Source organism: Sphingobium sp. (genome assembly GCF_049304695.1).
Lineage (GTDB): Bacteria > Pseudomonadota > Alphaproteobacteria > Sphingomonadales > Sphingomonadaceae > Sphingobium.
This window is the reverse complement of the sequence record NZ_JBAQOK010000049.1, coordinates 33,858-52,409: the sequence shown is the minus strand read 5'-3', so window position 1 is coordinate 52,409 and position 18,552 is coordinate 33,858. Positions and strand designations below refer to the sequence as shown.

General features: G+C 62.5%; 16 protein-coding genes. 7 read left to right on the top strand and 9 right to left on the bottom strand.

Annotated features, from left to right (window positions below):
• Positions 1-49 precede the first annotated feature (49 nt).
• Positions 50-292, bottom strand: coding sequence for a DUF2614 family zinc ribbon-containing protein (locus tag WA070_RS07510; protein ID WP_422633474.1), 243 nt, complete (start codon positions 290-292; stop codon positions 50-52).
• Positions 293-593: 301 nt separating this feature from the next.
• Between WA070_RS07510 and acnA the strand changes: the two genes are divergently transcribed.
• From acnA to WA070_RS07495, 3 genes are all read left to right on the top strand, one after another.
• Positions 594-3,263 carry an aconitate hydratase AcnA gene (gene acnA, locus WA070_RS07505; RefSeq protein ID WP_422633473.1) on the top strand — a complete coding sequence of 890 codons (2,670 nt, stop codon included), beginning with the start codon at positions 594-596 and terminating at the stop codon, positions 3,261-3,263.
• 263 nt (positions 3,264-3,526) lie between these two features.
• Positions 3,527-4,231: a glutamine amidotransferase gene (locus WA070_RS07500; protein ID WP_422633472.1), complete on the top strand. Its 705-nt coding sequence runs from the start codon at positions 3,527-3,529 to the stop codon at positions 4,229-4,231.
• Between the two features lie 32 nt (positions 4,232-4,263).
• Entirely contained in the window at positions 4,264-5,622 is a 1,359-nt protein-coding gene (locus WA070_RS07495) for a glycoside hydrolase family 27 protein (RefSeq protein ID WP_422633471.1), read from the top strand.
• Between the two features lie 203 nt (positions 5,623-5,825).
• Here WA070_RS07495 and WA070_RS07490 read toward each other — a convergent pair whose 3' ends face one another.
• The gene (locus WA070_RS07490) at positions 5,826-7,490 is read right to left on the bottom strand and encodes a M28 family metallopeptidase (protein ID WP_422633470.1); all 1,665 of its coding nucleotides are present in this window, start codon (positions 7,488-7,490) and stop codon (positions 5,826-5,828) included.
• Positions 7,491-7,532: 42 nt separating this feature from the next.
• Positions 7,533-8,189, bottom strand: a complete 657-nt coding sequence (locus tag WA070_RS07485) for a glutathione S-transferase (RefSeq protein WP_422633469.1) — start codon at positions 8,187-8,189, stop codon at positions 7,533-7,535.
• Between the two features lie 128 nt (positions 8,190-8,317).
• Between WA070_RS07485 and WA070_RS07480 the strand changes: the two genes are divergently transcribed.
• Together WA070_RS07480 and WA070_RS07475 are read left to right on the top strand one after the other, a co-directional pair.
• Positions 8,318-9,541, top strand: a complete 1,224-nt coding sequence (locus WA070_RS07480) for a polyhydroxyalkanoate depolymerase (protein ID WP_422633468.1) — start codon at positions 8,318-8,320, stop codon at positions 9,539-9,541.
• Positions 9,542-9,854: 313 nt separating this feature from the next.
• Positions 9,855-11,123, top strand: coding sequence for an alginate export family protein (locus WA070_RS07475; RefSeq protein ID WP_422633476.1), 1,269 nt, complete (start codon positions 9,855-9,857; stop codon positions 11,121-11,123).
• A 5-nt stretch (positions 11,124-11,128) separates the two neighbouring features.
• On the opposite strand, the gene WA070_RS07470 is transcribed toward WA070_RS07475, so the two are convergent.
• On the bottom strand, positions 11,129-11,482 hold the full coding sequence (locus WA070_RS07470) for a YbaN family protein (RefSeq protein ID WP_422633467.1): 354 nt from the start codon (positions 11,480-11,482) through the stop codon (positions 11,129-11,131).
• A gap of 145 nt (positions 11,483-11,627) precedes the next feature.
• On the opposite strand from WA070_RS07470, the gene WA070_RS07465 reads away from it, so the two are divergent.
• A complete protein-coding gene (locus WA070_RS07465; protein WP_422633466.1) occupies positions 11,628-12,149 on the top strand; it encodes a hypothetical protein in 522 nt (173 codons plus the stop codon).
• A gap of 219 nt (positions 12,150-12,368) precedes the next feature.
• Here WA070_RS07465 and WA070_RS07460 read toward each other — a convergent pair whose 3' ends face one another.
• The 5 genes from WA070_RS07460 to WA070_RS07440 form a co-directional block, all read right to left on the bottom strand.
• Positions 12,369-12,767 (bottom strand): VOC family protein, encoded by a 399-nt coding sequence (locus tag WA070_RS07460; RefSeq protein WP_056688298.1) that lies wholly within the window; start codon positions 12,765-12,767, stop codon positions 12,369-12,371.
• A gap of 251 nt (positions 12,768-13,018) precedes the next feature.
• The gene (locus tag WA070_RS07455) at positions 13,019-14,323 is read right to left on the bottom strand and encodes a sensor histidine kinase (RefSeq protein WP_422633475.1); all 1,305 of its coding nucleotides are present in this window, start codon (positions 14,321-14,323) and stop codon (positions 13,019-13,021) included.
• A 164-nt stretch (positions 14,324-14,487) separates the two neighbouring features.
• Complete coding sequence (locus WA070_RS07450) at positions 14,488-15,153, bottom strand: response regulator transcription factor (RefSeq protein ID WP_422633465.1); 666 nt, start codon at positions 15,151-15,153, stop codon at positions 14,488-14,490.
• A gap of 33 nt (positions 15,154-15,186) precedes the next feature.
• Complete coding sequence (locus WA070_RS07445) at positions 15,187-15,504, bottom strand: hypothetical protein (RefSeq protein WP_422633464.1); 318 nt, start codon at positions 15,502-15,504, stop codon at positions 15,187-15,189.
• A 175-nt stretch (positions 15,505-15,679) separates the two neighbouring features.
• Entirely contained in the window at positions 15,680-16,411 is a 732-nt protein-coding gene (locus WA070_RS07440) for an SIMPL domain-containing protein (RefSeq protein ID WP_422633463.1), read from the bottom strand.
• A gap of 154 nt (positions 16,412-16,565) precedes the next feature.
• Here WA070_RS07440 and WA070_RS07435 point away from each other — a divergent pair, with 154 nt between their 5' ends.
• The gene (locus WA070_RS07435) at positions 16,566-18,461 is read left to right on the top strand and encodes an ABC-F family ATP-binding cassette domain-containing protein (protein ID WP_422633462.1); all 1,896 of its coding nucleotides are present in this window, start codon (positions 16,566-16,568) and stop codon (positions 18,459-18,461) included.
• The last annotated feature ends 91 nt before the right edge of the window (positions 18,462-18,552 follow it).

Here is an 18,552-nt window from a genome sequence, read left to right as displayed (position 1 = left end):
GGACCCCGGCCTTCGCCGGGGAACACTCCTTTTTGGCGTCAGTTTAACCTCACGCCACCAACGCCCGTTTCCACGGCAGGGCACGGCCCACCGGCGTCAGGCCGGACCAGCCGCGATGGCTGGTGTCGATGGTCAGGGCTGTTTCGCAGCAGGCGCATTGGGCCATGACGCGGCCGACCAGCCACTGGCTTTGTCCGCAGTCGGGGCAGGATATGGGTTTGCCGGGGCGATAGGTCAGGAGCGCGGCGCTTGCACAGGGGGCGGGATCGATCATCGAAAAGGACGCAGGCATGACCGGAAAACTCACCTTGTTGCGATATATGAACGTTCGATCGCATTAATGTTTCCGTAAAGCGGGGGTCCCATCGTCATAAATGCCTGAGGGAAATGGCGGACGGTTGGTTTGTCCATTTGACTCCCCGCCCGCAGTCTGTATGGCGCTGCAACATCGGGACATACCCGCTTCGACCAACGGTAGGGGCGCATCCCCTCCACCTTGTCGCCCGTCCTGTCGGGCTGGTCGGCGAGATACTGGTGGATAGCGTCATCCTCCCTCCGCGTGGCCGGGGCACATGCGAGGAGACGCACATCTTATGACCGCCATCGGACAGGACACTCTGGGCACGCGCGACACGTTGAACGTCGGCGGCAAGGACATCGCTTATTATTCGCTCAAAAAGGCGGCTGCGAAGCTGGGCGACGTTTCGCGCCTGCCTTTTTCGATGAAGGTCCTGCTGGAGAACTTGTTGCGGTTCGAGGATGGCGTGACCGTCACCACCGACGATATTCAGGCGATCATCGACTGGCAGGTCGAGCGCAAGTCGGACCGTGAGATCCAGTATCGCCCAGCGCGCGTGCTGATGCAGGATTTCACCGGCGTGCCATGCGTAGTCGATCTGGCCGCGATGCGCGACGCGATGAACGCGCTGGGCGCGGACGCGAGCAAGATCAACCCGCTGGTGCCCGTCCATCTCGTCATCGATCACTCGGTCATGGTGGATGAATTCGGCACGCCCAAGGCGTTCGAGGACAATGTCGAGCTGGAATATCAGCGCAACATGGAGCGCTATGACTTCCTGAAATGGGGCAGCAAGAGCCTTGATAACTTCAAGGTCGTTCCCCCCGGCACGGGCATCTGCCATCAGGTGAACCTGGAAAATATCGCGCAGGCAGTATGGTCTTCGGTCGATGCAAGCGGCGCGACCGTGGCCTATCCCGACACCTGCGTCGGCACCGACAGCCATACGACGATGATTAACGGTCTGGGCGTTCTTGGCTGGGGCGTGGGCGGGATCGAGGCGGAAGCCGCGATGCTGGGCCAGCCGGTGTCGATGCTGATCCCCGAAGTCGTCGGCTTCAAGCTGACCGGCGCGCTGGCCGAGGGCATTACCGCCACCGATCTGGTGCTGACCGCCACGCAGATGCTGCGCGCCAAGGGCGTCGTTGGCCGTTTCGTGGAATATTTCGGTCCGGGTCTGGCATCGCTGAGCCTTGCCGATCGTGCGACGCTGGCGAACATGGCGCCGGAATATGGCGCGACCTGCGGCTTCTTTGGCATCGACGACAAGACGCTGGATTATATGCGTCTGACCGGCCGCAGCGACGAGAATGTCGCGCTGGTCGAAGCCTATGCCAAGGAGCAGGGTTTCTGGATCGACGCGTCGATCGAGCCGGTGTTCACCGACGTGCTGGAATTGGACATGAGCAGCGTCGTGCCGTCGCTCGCCGGTCCCAAGCGCCCGCAGGACAAGGTGATCCTGACGCAGGTCGATGACGTGTTCAACGCCGATCTGGAAAAGGTGTACAAGAAGGCCGCCGCCGTGCGCGTGCCGGTGGAAGGCGCGAGCCATGACATCGGCGACGGGGACGTCGTGATCGCGGCGATCACCAGCTGCACCAACACGTCGAACCCCGGCGTGCTGGTGGCTGCTGGTCTGGTCGCCAAGAAGGCGAACGAGCTGGGTATGAAGCCAAAGCCATGGGTCAAGACCTCGCTGGCCCCCGGTAGCCAGGTCGTTACCGACTATCTGGTGAAGGCTGGCCTTCAGGAGCATCTGGATGCCGTCGGCTTCAATCTGGTTGGCTATGGCTGCACCACCTGCATCGGGAACAGCGGCCCGCTGGCCGAGCCGATCAGCAAGGCGATCAACGGCAACGACATCGTCGCCGCGTCGGTGCTGTCGGGTAACCGCAACTTCGAAGGCCGCGTGTCGGCCGACGTGCGCGCCAACTTCCTCGCCTCGCCGCCGCTGGTGGTCGCCTATGCGTTGAAGGGCACGGTCACGACCGATTTCGTCACGACCCCGATCGGTCAGGGCCGCGACGGGCAGGACGTGTATCTGAAGGACATCTGGCCGAGCAACGAGGAAGTCCGTTCGGTCATGGACGGCGCGCTGACCCGCGACATGTTCGTCAGCCGTTATTCGACGGTGTTCACCGGCGATGAACGCTGGCAGGCGATCGACGTGGCGGGTTCGGACACCTATAGCTGGCGCGCCGGGTCCACCTATGTCGCCAACCCGCCCTATTTCGAAGGGCTTACCATGACGCCTGCGGCGGTGAACGACATCATCGACGCCAAGCCGCTGGCGATATTCGGCGATTCGATCACCACCGATCACATCTCGCCGGCTGGTTCGATCAAGGCGTCCTCGCCCGCTGGCCAGTGGCTGAGCGAGCATCAGGTCGCGCAGTCGGATTACAACAGCTATGGCGCGCGCCGTGGCCATCATGAAGTCATGATGCGCGGAACATTCGCCAACATCCGCATCAAGAACCAGATGCTGGATGGCGTGGAAGGCGGCATGACCCGTTATAATGGCGAAGTCATGCCTATCTATGACGCGGCGATGAAGCATAAGGCCGACGGCACGCCGCTGGTCGTCATCGGCGGCAAGGAATATGGCACCGGATCGTCGCGCGACTGGGCGGCGAAGGGCACCAACCTGCTGGGCGTCCGCTCGGTCATCGTGGAAAGCTTTGAGCGTATTCACCGTTCGAATCTGGTCGGGATGGGCGTGCTGCCGTTGCAGTTCAAGGACGGCGCGACCAAGGATACGCTGGGCCTGACGGGCGACGAAAGCTTCACGATCACCAATGTCGCTGGCCTGAAGCCGCGTCAGGACGTGGACGTGCTGGTGACGCGCGCGGACGGATCGACCTTCACCTTCACCGCGCTGTGCCGGATCGACACGATCAACGAGCTGGAATATTTCCTGAACGGCGGCATCCTGCAATATGTGTTGCGCAAGCTGGCCGCCTGATCGGGCTGACGGTTTGAGTTAAAAAGGGGCTTCTCCTGCAAAGGAGAGGCCCCTTTTTTGTGTCATCCTCCCTTGTAAGGGGAGGTGGCTGGCGTAGCCAGACGGAGGGGTGTCGGCTTCTCATGAGAGGGGGACACCCCTCCACCACTTCGTGGTCCCCCTCCCCTTGCAGGGGAGGATCTTTTGGGCGGGAAAGCGGAGGTTGAGGGGCGCGCAGAAAGGGTGGGTGGCATCCTGTCGCGTCGATGCCTAGCTTGCCTGTGATGAAGAGAGCGTTGATCGTCCGTCATGTGCCGCGTGAAGGGGCGGCTGGGTATCTCAAGCCGATCGAGGCGGCGGGGTATCATATCGACCGGATTGATGTGGCCAGCCGCGATTTCGCCGCTGTCGATCTGTGCGAACCGGACTTACTCATCATGATGGGTGGGCCGATGGGGGTTTATGAGCATGACCGGCACCCGTGGATTCCGTTGCAGATCGAGAAGCTCGCCGCCCGGCTGGATAACGACCGGCCGACGCTGGGGGTGTGCCTGGGCAGTCAGATGATTGCGGCGGCGCTGGGCGCGCGGGTCTATCCGGGCGGGCATATGGAACTGGGCTTTGCGCCGATCCGCGTGAATGAGGCGGGGGCGGAGTCGCCGTTGCGCCATGTCGATGGCGTGCCGTTGCTCCATTGGCACAGCGATACGTTCGATTTGCCCGATGGCGTCGAATTGCTGGCATCGACGGATCGCTATGCGCATCAGGCGTTTCGGCGCGGGCGCAATCTGCTGGCGCTGCAATTTCATGCGGAGATGGGGGAGGATCCTCGGTTCGAGGATTGGCTGACGCATTTCTGGGCCGATCTGGATGTCGCGGGGCAATGTGGCGTCGCGCTGCGCCGCGATCATGACGATCACGGTCCGGGCGCGGTGGCGGCGGGGCGCGCGATGATCGGCGAATGGCTGGCGGGGCTTGGAAAGGCTTGATCCCGCAGGCGTTCTTCTATTAACTCCTACAAATGATTGATGCACAATGGAAAGCGAGCCGTCGCGGCCTTCTGGCAGGCGGCATGGCGGGGATGGCAGCGGCCAGCGTGGCAGCTAAAGGAAAGGCGGCATCGTCGGGCGCCGCCGTGCTGGCCCCGCGCCCGCCGATGGGGTGGAATAGCTGGAACAGTTTCGCCACGACGATCACCGAAGCCCAGGCGCGCGAAACTGCGGCGATCATGGCGCAAAAGCTGCTACCCTTTGGCTACGACATCTTCACCGTCGATATTCAATGGTATGAGCCACAGGCGTCGAGCTACACTTATAACGCCGCGCCCAAGCCAGCGATGGACGGCTTCGGGCGGATGATCCCCGCGCCCAATCGCTTTCCGTCGAGCGTCGGGGGCAGGGGGTTCGCGCCGCTGGCGAAGGCGGTGCATGATCTGGGCCTGAAATTCGGCATCCATGTCATGCGCGGTATCCCGCGTGCGGCGGTGGAACGGAACCTGCCGGTCATGGGCACGTCCTATCGGGCGAGGGACGTGGCGGATACCAGCAGCGTGTGTTCGTGGAACCCCGACATGTATGGTGTCGATATGAGGCGGCCGGACGGGCAGGCCTATTATGACAGCATATTTCGCCTCTATGCGCAGTGGGGCGTCGATTTCGTCAAGATGGACGATATGAGCCGCCCCTATGACGCCCATGCGCCGGAGATCGAGGCGGCGCACAAGGCCATTCACACGAGCGGACGACCGATGATTCTGAGCCTGTCGCCGGGCGAGACGCCGGTCATTCGGGGCGATCATGTGCGGCGCTTTGCGCAGATGTGGCGGATTTCGGACGATTTTTGGGATGAATGGCCGATGCTGGCGGCGCAGTTCACCCGGTTGGAAAACTGGACGCCCTATCGCGGGCCGGGATCATGGCCGGATGCCGACATGCTGCCGTTGGGCCGTCTGGCACTGGGCGCGCGGGATACGCGCTTTACGCCCGACGAGCAGCGCATGTTGATGACGCTGTGGGCGATTGCGCGATCGCCGCTCATCATGGGTGGCGACCTGCGGCATCTGGATGTGGCGACGCTGGCGCTGTTGACCAACCGGGATGTTCTGGCGGTCAATCAGGCGAGCAGCGAGAACCGTCCGCATTTCGTGGAGGATGGCACGCGGGTCTGGTCGGCGAAGGTGGAGGGGAGCGCGGATCGCTATGTCGCGCTGTTCAATACCGGGGACAAGGCGCGCGAGGTAGGCGTGACGCTGCGTGATCTGGGGATGGCGGGGCCGGTGTCGGTGCGCGATCTGTGGGACGGCAAGGCGCTGGGGCAGCAGGCGGAACGGGTTGCGGTGATGCTGCCGCCGCATGGGGCTGCGTTGTATCGGGTGGGGTGAGAGTGATGACTTCACCCTGATCCGTTCGCTTCGAGCGAAGTCGAGAAGTCGATAGCGGAGTGTTTGCGTTTCTCGACTACGCTCGAAACGAACGGAAGTGGTGATAATCTGCTGAACTAATTCAGGTTGGGTAGGAAGAAGCTTGCTTCGCTCGCTACCCACCCCCCCCGGCCCCTCCCTAAATGGGAGGGGAGACCATGGCGTTACTTCCGCACCGCTGCGCTTTTGTCGCGGATTGCCTTGAACTCGGACCCGTCCTTCCATTGCGGCCAGCGAGTCGAGGTGGCGAGGTCTCGGCCTATGGTCAGCATCAGGTCGATGTCCTGCGCCGCGCCGTCGAGGTTCCAGTCTGCGCTCCACGCGTCGCACGCCTGATGATAGCATTGGCCGGTATAGGCATCGACCCAGGCCTGCCCGGCGGCGCGACCGCCATCGACCAGATCAGACGCGCCCGCTATGCCCATCAGCAGCAGGACCGGCACGCCGCGCTTGGCCATCGAGAAATGATCGGCACGATAGAATAGCCCGCGTTCGGGCAGGCTTTCCTGCGTCACGACACGCCCCTGTGCCGATGCGGCTTTGGCCAGATCATCCTCCAGCGTGCCCTGCCCCTTGCCGACGAGGATCACGTCCTTGGCCTTGCCTGCCGTCTGGAGAATGTCGAGGGTCAGGTTGGCGACCGTCTTGTCGAGCGGATAGACGGGTTTGAGCGCATAATGTTCGGACCCCAGCAGGCCGCGTTCCTCCGCGGTCCAGGCGGCGAACAGGACGGAGCGGTCGGGGGCGGGACCGGTTTTGAACGCGCGGGCGATTTCCAGCATCCCGGCAATGCCGAGCGCGTCGTCATTGGCCCCGGCGCGATAAATGCGGCCCTGCGCATCGGGTGCGCCCTTGCCATAGGCGTCCCAGTGCGCGCCATACATGATGGTTTCGTCAGGGCGTTTCGTGCCGGGAATGCGGGCGAGGACGTTGGCGCTGTTGACCACTTCCTGCGTCACGGGGAAGGCGGCGGAGAAGGTCGCGCCCTTGAGTTCGACGGGCCTGAAGGATTTGGAGCGTGCCTGTTTGCGCAGGGTGGCGAGATCGAGGCCTGCGTTGGAAAACAGGGTGTTGGCGGCCGTTCCTTCCACCCATCCTTGCAGGGCGAGGCTGGTGAGTTTGCCGAGCGCGCGGACCAGATCGTAATTTTCGCCGCCCGGACTGACCACGACGTTCCAGCCATAGCCAGCGCCCGGCGTATCATGGACGATCAGCGCGCCGATCGCGCCGCGCCGGGCTGCTTCCTCGAACTTGTAGGTCCAGCGGCCATAATAGGTCATGGTGCGGCCACCGAATTTGCCCATGGCGTCATCGCCCTGCGCCGCTTCGAAATCGGGGTCGTTGATCAGGAAGACCGCCACCTTGCCCTTCAGGTCCGCGCCCTTGAAATCGTCCCAGCCGCGTTCGGGGGCAGCGACGCCATAGCCGACGAAGACCAGCGGGGCTTTGTCGATCGCGACATTGTTCTTCGGCTGGAGCGTGGAGAGATAGACCTGTTTGCCGAAGGTCCATGGGGTCGTGTTGCCTGCTTGCGCGACGGCGAGCGTGGCGGCTTGGCCGAGTTTCGTGTGGAGGAGGGGCACGCTCTGCACCCATTGGCCATCAGGGCCGCCCGGCTCCAGACCCAGCGCCTGAAAGCGGCCGATCAGATAGCCGATGGTGCGGTCTTCGCCGATCGTGCCGGGCGCGCGCCCTTCGAACAGGTCGGATGCGAGCGTGCGGACCGACTGTTCCAGTTGCGCAGGCGCGATCGTCTGGGCGTGGAGGGGAAGCGCGGCGGAGAGGGCGGCTGTCAGGCCGGTGGCCAGCATAAGGGTGCGTATCGTCATCGCGGCACCCTATCCCCCTGTTTGATCAGGGGAAAGGGGCGTTCAAAATTCGATGTCCAGTTCCTCGACCTCGTCCGGTTCGACGCGCGCTGCGTCGATCCATTCGCGCATCAAGGCCCACCCATTGACCGTCTGGCAATAGGCAGCGGATGTGGCGGATATGGGCACGGCATAGGTCAGGAAGCGTTCCGCCACGGGCGCGAACATGGCGTCGGCGACTGTGGGGCGATCTCCGAACAGCCAGGGGCCGCCATAGGTGCCGATACATTCGGCCCAGATCGCCTCGATCCGCTCTATGTCCGGCTTCGCGCCCGAAAAGATCGGGAAGCGGGTGTGGCGGACTTTCAGGTTCATGGGCAGGGCGGACCGCAGGTTGGCGAAACCGGAATGGATTTCGCCCGATACAGATCGACAATGGGCGCGGGCTATGCGGTCGGCGGGATAGAGGCCCGCGTCAGGATAGAGTTCGTGCAGATATTCCGCGATGGCCAGCGTGTCCCACACGCTCGCGCCTTCATGCGTCAGGCGCGGCACCAGCACGGATGGGGACAGCAGCAGCAGTTCGGCGCGATTGTCCGCGTCGTCCAGCGCGATCAGCTTTTCCGCGACCTGCAGCCCCGCGATGCGACAGAGCAGCCAGCCGCGCAGCGACCAGGAGGAGTAATTTTTACTCGACAGCGTGAGTTCAGCGATGGCCATGGACAATCCTTCCGCTACATTCTTAACTCACATTTATGATGATGCAGCGCAACATAAAAAGCATATGGTGCGTTTCATCCCAGTACCGATTCGATCATTGGGGCAGCAACAGGGCAAAAGCGGGCAGCATGCGTATGATGTATAGCGGTTATCAGGCGTGGAACGATATGCTGGCCCCGGCACGATTTGGGGCGAAAATGGCCCTGGGCATGCGCGGCAGCATGGGGCCGATGGCCGATTGGGCCGTCCCGCGCCGCATGTTTGCGATGATGGATGTGTTTCAGGGCGCAAAGGTGACGCATAAGCGGCCAGCGTATGACATCACGACCGTGACCAGCGGCAACGCGCAGGTGGCGGTGCGAGAAGAAGTGGTGCTGGACCTGCCGTTCGGCGACCTGTTGCACTTCGTCAAGGACGATGTGGAGGCCGCCCAACCGCGCGTATTGGTCGTCGCGCCGATGTCTGGTCATTTCTCCACCCTGTTGCGCAGTACCGTCGAAACCCTGCTCCGCGACCATGACGTCTATATTACGGACTGGAAGAATGCGCGCGACGTGCCGTTGGCGGCGGGTCGGTTCGGGTTCGACGAATATGTCGATTACATCATCCATTTCTTTCAGGAGATGGGCGAAGGCACGCATATGGTTTCCGTATGCCAGCCCTGCGTGCCGGCGCTGGCCGCCGTGGCGTTGATGTCGGAGGACAAGGACAAGGCGACGCCGCGATCGATGACGCTGATGGGCGGGCCGATCGACCCCAATGCCGCGCCGACCGCCGTCAACGATCTGGCCAATACAAAGCCGATCGAGTGGTTCGAGAAGAATCTGATATCGGTCGTGCCGATGCGCTATGCCGGGCGTGGGCGCGAAGTCTATCCCGGCTTCCTTCAGCTATCGGCGTTCATGGCGATGAACATGGATCGCCACAAATCGCAGCATCGCGAACTGTACGAACTGCTGGCCGACGGCAACACGGTCGAGGCGGACAAGATCAAGAAATTCTACGAAGAATATTTCGCGGTTCTGGACATGACCAAGGAATTTTACCTGGAGACCGTAGACGTTGTGTTCCAGCGGACGCTGCTGGCGAAGGGCGAACTGACGCACCGCAATCGCAAGGTCGATCCGGGCGCGATTCGCAACACGGCGTTGTTGACGGTAGAAGGCGAGCGGGACGATGTGTGCGCCGTGGGCCAGACTTCTGCTGCGCACGGGCTTTGCACCGGATTGCGTCCGCATCTCAAGCGCCATCACCTGCAACCGGGGGTGGGCCATTATGGCGTATTTTCTGGCAAGAAGTGGGAGACGCAGGTGTATCCGCAGGTGCGCAACATGATCCTGGCGATGAACTGACGCGGATTTCGCGCATGGGCTGACAAAGTTGTTGCGCAGGTGCAGCATTAATGTCAGCCTGATCGCATCCACGCAAAAGCGCGTGGATCATGAAAGACGCCTCCCCCAACGAAGGGCGGGGCGGATTTTACGCCAGTGACATGGCGCAATGGCATCGAAGCCGCCCGAACCGATCCAGGCAGGATCGTCGTTCGTGGCGGTTTTTTTGTGTCTGAAATCCGGTGGAGCCATGGGCAACTGTCGAGCGCAGCCCATGGCGATGATCGGGCGCGCCCATGTCGGTTATTTTCACGATCGGGGGCATAGCATGATGATGAAGCGCATCTGGACCATGGGCATTTCGGCAGCGGCATTGGGGACGGCTTTGGGCGCGGCGCAATCGGCGGGCGCGCAGACGTTTTCGCTGAAGCCGATCATCGACGTGCGGCTGCGCTATGAGGGCGTCGATCAGGCGGGCCTGCCGCGCGACGCCAACGCGGTGACGATGCGGGTGCGCAGCGGAGTGGAGGCAAGCACGGGCGACTTTGCCGTGCTGGTCGAGGCGGAGGGGGTGCTGGCTTTGTCGGAACGCTATAATAGCGGGCTGAATGGCAACAGCGCCTATCCAATCGTTCCCGACCCGCAAAATGTCGAACTTAACCGCATCCAGTTGCAATATAGGGGGCTACCCAAAACGCTCATCACGGTCGGGCGGCAACGCATCAATCTGGACGATCAGCGTTTCGTCGGGGCGGTCGGATGGCGGCAGAATGAACAGACGTTCGACGCCGCGCGGGTCGAATGGACGGGCGTCAGGCGGGTGAAGGCGGACGTCAGCTATGTGTGGAGCCAGCGGACGATCTGGGGCGTCGATGGCTTTGGTGCGCGGCAGCAGGCCGTGCGCGGCGACACGATTCTGGCGAACGTGGCATACAAGATGAAGCCGGGCACGATCACCGGCTTTGCCTATATTGTGGATCAGGATGAGGCGGCAGTCACCTATCTGGGCCTGCCCTTCAGCCTGTCGAGCCAGACCTATGGCGCGCGGGCGGCATTCGGCGTGCCGCTGGCCAAGGGGGTGAAGCTGAACCTGCTCGGCAGCTATGCGCGCCAGTCCGACCATCATCGCAGCCGGGTCGATTATGGCGCGGACTATTGGCTGGGCGAAGTCGGCATCGCGGCGAAGGGGTGGACGCTGACGGGCGGCTATGAAGTGCTGGGCGCGGACGGGGCGGCGCGCAACAGCGTGCGCGGCACGCCGCTGGTCGCGAGTTTCCAGACGCCGCTGGCGACGCTGCACAAATTCAACGGCTGGGCCGACAAATTTCTGGTGACGCCGCCCAACGGCCTGCGCGATGCTTATGCCAGCATCGGCTATGTCGTTCCCAAGATCGGGACGCGGGGGCCGCTTGGCCTGCTGGCCAGCTATCACCGCTATGACAGCGACCGGCTGTCGATCGATTATGGGAGCGAATGGAATGTGCAGGCGACGATGAAGCTGAACAAGCGCATGTCGGCGCTGGTCAAATATGCCGATTATCATGCGAAGGCTTATGCGACAGACACGCGCAAATTCTGGGCGGAGATCGACTATGTGCTGTGACGCGATCAGCTTTCCGGGCGGGTCCAGATCCAGCTTCCGCCGATCAGCGCGGCGGCGATGGGGACCATGAACCATGGCCATGGCGAAAAGAGCAGCGCGAGAATGATGCTGAACGCGAAGGCGCCGAGCGCGGCCTTCTTGCCCCGACGGCTGATCGCGCCATGCTCACGCCAGCGGCGGATATGTGGGCCGAAATGCCTGTGGCCGAGCAGCTTGGCTTCGAGGCGCGGACTGGAGCGGGCGAAGCAGAAGGCGGCCAGGATCATGAACGGAACGGTCGGCAACAACGGCAACACCGCCCCGATCGCGCCAAGGCCGATCGAGACAAACCCTGCGATAAGATAAAGATGCCGCCGCATGGGGTGTCCTGTTCCGGGCGAAGCGTGGGGGGCGGCTTCGCTGGGATGGCTTCGCAGGGGCGGGGCGGGATGGCAAGGTGGTTGTGGGGGTTCTTTATGGCAGCTACGCGCCACTTGTCGCCGTTTAGACGGCGATTTCTGCTTCTTGGAAGCGGTCATTCGTTCAGGTTCAGGCGTTAGAAAAGCAGACGGTCGGCCGCCGACCATTTTTTGTCGTTGGTTTGGTGGATTGGGATCACCAATTGCGGACAAAACCTTACACTGCAATGGTGTGTTTTACGGCCTCAGGCTGCCGAACCCGTTTGCCTATCTTAGCGAGGTTTCAATGGTTAGATTGATCCTTATCATAGCATTTTGTATCACTCCACTCTTCGCCAGTGCAAGAGAAGCGAGCCCTGTGATCCGAATTAGCTTTGCGGAGGACTGGGTGAAAAAGCCCCCAGAAATAGTAAAGGGAAGCGGCAGTTGGCGGAATTTTTCCACCAATAACACAGGGGAGTCGGCGCTATCTGAAGCAATGCTGCGCTGCGGCCAAAAGCGGTTCCAGTGGGACGCAATAGGTTTCGGCCATGGCAATTCAATGCTTATCAATAATGAAGTTGGGGCGGTGGCGCGGATCAAATGTGCGGCTGCTCTAGTGCCTTTCTCTTTGGTCATCGAACGGTAAGCTGACGGGTAGCAGGCGGTTATAGTTGATCTTGAAAAGCCGAAAGCGGACCGTCCCCTCTCCACCCATCGAGGGCATATCGCCCGCCTAAATTGCTACGGCCTTGCAGTGAACGGATTGTCCACCTTCGGACGAAAAATCGAACGGGAAGAGAGCGCTCAGCTGCCCCACCAAAGCATTGGCGGGCAGCTGACTCAGGCTAAACGATGCAAAGCAGGGCTATTTGGGGAAGTGGATGCCGCATAGCTTGTTTCCATCTGGATCGCGGAAGTACGCGAGTACGATCGTACCCATAGACGCTGTTTCGCGAGGACCGGGCGCTACTTCGATCGACGTGCCACCATTGGCGACTGCAACATCATGAAACTGCTTCACCTGTTCTGGCGAATCGCATGAAAAAGCAACGGTGCTGCCATTTGCGACGGATGCCGGTTCGTCATTGATGGGCTGGGTGACAATGAAATTGGCCCCATTTCCACTGTTGTAGATCAGGCGCGTGTGGCCACTGTCGGCCACGTTGATCGTCGCCTCCCCAACTCCGAGGGTGCCAAGCACCGTGTCGTAAAAGCGCTTCGCCCGGTCGATGTCGTTCGACCCCACCATCGTGTGAAAAAGCATGCATCTTCTCCTACTTGGGCCACGCCATGATTGAACACTGCCCGCCTCGGCCATAGCAGGATCGAACGCGCGGTCACGCTTGGATCGTTGGGCTGACGTTGGCATGATTGAATCGATAGGGATAGAAGTCGCACCTTGGCCGATGGGCGACAGGTAGCTATTTCCGCCGACGATCGTGTCGCCTACCCCAGAGAGGACCGGCGGCTATGCCTTCTTACCCTCCGGTGAGCCGACATTCCGAAACGGCCACTTCACCCTGCCGGCAATCTCAACCGCACCAGCAACCCACCCAAATCCTCGCTTTCCTCCAGCGTGACAGTGCCGCCGTAGATTTCGGCGACGTCGCGGACGATGGCGAGGCCAAGGCCCGTGCCGGGCTTGCCGGAATCCAGGCGGACGCCTCGGTCGAAGATGCGGTCTCGGTCGGCTTCCGGGATGCCTGTGCCGTCGTCTTCGACCAGTATCTCTACGCTATCGCCCGCTCGCCCTACGGTGGCGAAGACGCTGCCGCCGCCGTATTTGGCCGCGTTTTCGATGAGGTTGCCGAGCATTTCGTCCAGATCCTGCCGCTCGACCCGGACGGCGCATGTCTTGTCGCCGTCCATGTCGACGCGCGCTTGCGGGTAGAGGCGGGCGACGGCGCGTTCTACGGCGGTCAGGCTGGGCCACACGTCGGCCCGGCTCTGCGCTGCGCCGCGTCGCCCTACGGCGCGGGCGCGGGCGAGGTGGTGATCGACCTGCCGCCGCATCGTCGTGGCTTCGCGCACGACTGTTTCGCCAAGGTCGGCGGCCTGCGCGGTGGCGGCGTTCATGATGACGGTCAGCGGGGTTTTGAGCGCATGGGCGAGGTTGCCCGCATGGGTGCGGGCTTCCTCCGCCTGCCGCTCATTATGGGCGAGCAGGGCGTTGAGTTCCTCCACCATGGGCAGCACTTCGGCGGGCATGGGTTCGGTGACGCGGCTTTTTTCGCCGCCGCGCATGCGGATGATTTCCAGCCGCACCTTGCGCAAGGGACGCAGGCCGTAGATCGTCTGAAGCGTTGCCAGCACGAAGAGGCCGAGCGCGAGCAGCGCGAAACTTTGCACCAGCGTGGATCGCAGCGTCTTGATCTGCCCGTTCAGGCCCGCGCGCGCCTGCCCCACCATGAAAAGCCAGCGGGTGTTCGATCCGGGCAGGACGACGGTGCGTTCCATGACGCGCAGGTCTTCGCCGGGAAACTGGTTGCTGTCATAGACGTGGAGGTGCCGGTCCTGATGTTCGTCGGGCGCTTTCAACGCGCGGTCCCATAGCGAGCGGGAACGCCAGTCCTCATGCCCCTTGGCGCTGATCTGATAATAGAGGCCGCTATTGGGTTCGAGGAAGCGTTGATCGGCCAGTTCGCGGTTGAACAGGACTTCGCCGTCCGGGCCGATTTCCGACGCGGCGATCATCGCGGTCAGCACATAATTCATGCCGTCGTCGAAATTGCGCGTGATCGCGTCCGCCAGCACCCTGTCCAGCGCCACGCCGCCGCCGACCAGCAGCACGCTGATCCACAGCGCGGCTATGCCGATCATCCGGCGGCTGATGGAGCCGGTGGAGACGACGGGGGGTGGGGCGGTGGTGTCGGTCATATGCCCCCCATACCCGTTCGGGCTGAGCGAAGTCGAAGCCTTCTATTGAGCGCAGCGAAATATGCTTCGCCTCCGCTCAGGGCGAACGGGGGAGGATATAAGTCCAGTCAGCGCCCCGGCTCGTCCAGACTGTAGCCAAGGCCGCGAATGGTGGTGATGACGTCGGCGCCCAGTTTCTTGCGGATGCGGGTGACGAAGACTTCGATCGTGTTGGAATCGCGGTCGAAATCCTGATCGTAGATATGTTCGATCAATTCGGTGCGGCTGACCACCTTGCCCTTGTGATGGAGCAGGTAGGAGAGCAGCTTATATTCCTGCGCCGTCAGTTTGACTGGCTCGCCGTTCAGCGTCACCCGGCCAGAGCGCGTGTCGAGGCGCACGTCGCCTGCCGTCAGTTCGCTCGATGCGTTGCCCGATGCGCGGCGGATGAGCGCGCGCAGGCGAGCGATCAGTTCCTCGCTCTGGAATGGCTTGGCCAGATAATCGTCCGCGCCCGCGTCGAGGCCCGCAACCTTGTCCGACCAGCTGTCGCGCGCGGTCAGCACCAGCACGGGGAAAGCGCGACCTTCCTTGCGCCAGCGGTCCAGCACGGTCAGCCCGTCGATGGTGGGCAGGCCCAGGTCCAGCACGACCGCGTCATAGCTTTCGGTGGAGCCGAGGAAGTGGCCATCCTCGCCATCGGTGGCAAGATCGACGGCGTAGCCAGCGCCCTCCAGCGTGTTCCTGAGCTGCTGGCCCAGGTTCGGTTCATCCTCGACGATCAGCAGGCGCATAATATTCCGTTTCTTCTTATCCGTGGGACGCTGTCAGCGCGCCCAGCCGATTATATCGCCGGTTCGGCCATCCGCATCAACCCATACCACCTTGCCGTTCTGCACATATTTCAGGCGATAGCGGTTGGACGACGGGTCAAATTCACTGCCGACATAGGATGCGCCGTTCATTTGCGCATCCACGCGGCGCTTTATCATGGCAAACGGCATGACCTGTCCGTCCAGCATCGCCCGACGCGCGGCATCCTGTTCGTCGCGGCGACCGGCTGCCTGTGCGGGCATGGCGATGCTGAGCGCGAGCGCTGTGCCAAGCAGGACGGTCAGGGGACGGGACAGTATGGTCGCTCTCATTGTCATGGGCATGGCATAGACGCAGGGCATTGAACAGGTGGTGAATGGTCGGTGGGTTGGCTGGTGCCTTCCTCCGTCATGCCAGCGGCGGCTGGCATCTCTCTTTTCTGCCTGTTCCGCGACTTTAGAAAAGGGAGATCCCAGCCTTCGCTGAGATGACGAAGGTGGTTTTCGCTTACTTTTCCAGCGCGTACTGGACGGTCAGCGTCACCGACGCGCTGACCTGGCCGGGTTCGACCGGGGTGGTCGGGGCGGCGTCGGCTTTGAACCGGGCGCTTTGCAGCATCGGCATGGGCGGCTGGCCACCACTGTTGCTTTCGGCGATGGAGAGGAGACGGGCGGTGCGGAAACCGGCGGCCTGCGCATAATAATCGGCCTGCGTCCTGGCGCTCCTGATCGCCTGTCCGCGCGCCTGCGCGATCATCGCCGTGGGATCGTCCACCGCAAAGCTGGGACCGTTGACGTTGGTCGCCCCCGCCGCGACCATGGCGTCGAGCAGTTGCCCGACCCGTTTGATGTCGCGCAATTTGACGCTGAGCTGGTTCGACGCTTCATAGCCCAGGAAGCGTGGCCCGGTTGGTTCGCCGGGTTGCTGATTATAATCATATTGGGCGTTGAGGTTGATACCGCTGGTCTGGATGTCCTTCTTCGCGATCCCGGCTTTCGCCAGCGCGGCAATCAGCTTTTCGGTCTTGGCGGCATTGTCCTGCATCGCCTGCTGCGCGGTTGGCGCGCGGCTCTGGACACCGGTGCCGACGGTGGCGATGTTGGGGGTGGCCTCGACGCTCTCCGTCACGTTCAGCGTCACGACGGGCGCGGTTTCGGCGATGGTCACGCTGGTCTGCGCAATCGCGGCGACCGGCAGCGCGGACGCGGCAAAGGCGATGAGGGCGAGGGTGGATTTCATGGGGAAACTCTCCTTTTAGGACTGCCGTACAGCGATAGGCGCCTTTTGTGACGCGTGCGATGAACGGACGCTTACGTGCGTTGAAAGCTATCCGACAGCTTTATGGTTCCCTGCGCTCTTGCCCCTTTGGCGCTGAACGCCTAGCTGCACGCAGATGGCAGCACCTATCCTTTCCTACGAAAATCTTGGCCTTTCACAAGGCTCCCACTGGCTGTTCGAGGGTATCGACATTCATGTCGGCCAACGCGACCGGCTGGCGCTGATCGGGCGCAACGGCGCGGGCAAGACGACCCTGCTCAAGCTGGTGGCTGGCATCATCGAACCGGACAAGGGGACGCGATCGGTCCAGCCGGGCGCGCGGGTCATCATGCTGGAGCAGGATCCCGACGTCACGCCCTTTGCCACGCTGCATGATTTTGCGCTGGCGGGTGAATTTGCGCCTGCCCCGCATGAGGTGGAGGCGATTGCCGATCAACTGGGCATCGATCTGAGCCGTGAAGCGAAAACCGCCAGTGGTGGCGAGCGGCGTCGCGCGGCGATCGCCCGTGCGCTGGCGAGCGAGCCGGACCTGTTGCTGCTGGACGAGCCGACCAACCATCTGGACATCGCCGCGATCGACTGGCTGGAAAACTGGCTGGCGCGCTATAATGGCGCGTTCGTCGTCATCAGCCATGACCGCGCCTTCCTGACCCGGCTGACGCGGCAGACTTTGTGGCTGGACCGTGGGATCATGCGGCGCAGCGAGATCGGTTTCGGCGGCTTCGAACAGTGGATGGAAGCGGTCTATGCCGAAGAGGCGCGGGCGGCGGAAAAGCTGGACGCGAAGCTGAAGATCGAAGCGCACTGGTTGGAGCGCGGCGTCACCGCGCGGCGAAAGCGCAATCAGGGACGGCTGGCCAAGCTGTGGGAAATGCGCGAAACCCGCGCCGCGATGCAGGGACCGCAGGGCACGGCCAAGATCGCGATGGCCAGCGACGACAGCAAGACCAAGAGCGTCATCAAGGCCGAGCATGTTACCAAGCATTTTCCTCAATCTCCGTTCGTGTCGAGCGAAGTCGAGAAGCAGCGCGATGGTGTCTCGACGAAGCCTGTCCTGAGCGACGCCGCAGGCGTCGTCGAAGGGCTCGACACGAACGGGCGTGGCGATAGGGTTATCATCAGCGATTTCACGTTGCGCATCCAGCGGGGGGACCGGATCGGCATCGTCGGCGGCAACGGCGCGGGGAAATCCACGCTGCTGAAATTGCTGACCGGCGAACTGGCGCCCGATAGCGGCAGCGTGACGCTGGCCAAGACGCTCGACATGATCTTCATCGACCAGCAGCGCAGCCTGATGCAGGGCGACAAGAGCGTGCGCGACGTGCTGACCGAAGGGGGCGACTGGATCGACGTGCGCGGGGTGCGCAAGCATATCCATGGCTATCTCAAGGACTTTCTGTTCGATCCTTCGCTGGCCGAGGCGAAAGTCGCTACCCTGTCGGGAGGCGAGCGGTCGCGGCTGCTGTTCGCGCGGGAATTTGCCCGCGAATCGAACCTGCTGGTGCTGGACGAACCGACCAACGATCTGGACCTGGAAACGCTCGACCTGTTGCAGGAGGTGATCGCCGATTATGACGGCACGGTGTTGATCGTCAGCCATGATCGCGACTTTCTGGATCGCACGGTGACGGTGACGCTGGGTCTGGACGGCACCGGCGTCGTGGATGTCATCGTGGGCGGCTATGCCGACTGGATCGCCAAGCGTGATCCGCGCAAGGCCGCGCGCGCGGAGCGGAAAGAGGCGGCGCCTCCGCCACCGCCAAAGCCGGTATCGGCCAAGCTGACCTATAAGGACCAGCGCGATCTGGACCTGTTGCCCAAGCGGGTCGAGGAGCTGGAAGCGGCGATCGCGCGCGATGAGGAGGCGCTGGCCGACCCGGCGCTCTATACGCGCAACCCGGATAAATTCGCGGCGCTGACCAAGGCAATTGAGAAAGCACGCAACGACAAAGATGCGGCGGAGGAACGCTGGCTGGAACTGGCGGAGAAGGCCGAGGGTCTGGCGGGGTAAGGACTTCGTGCTCAGGCGAAGGCGAGAGTCCAGATCATAGCGTTGGACTGGGTTCCCGCCTGCGCGGGAACACGGTGCGCGAAATATGGTA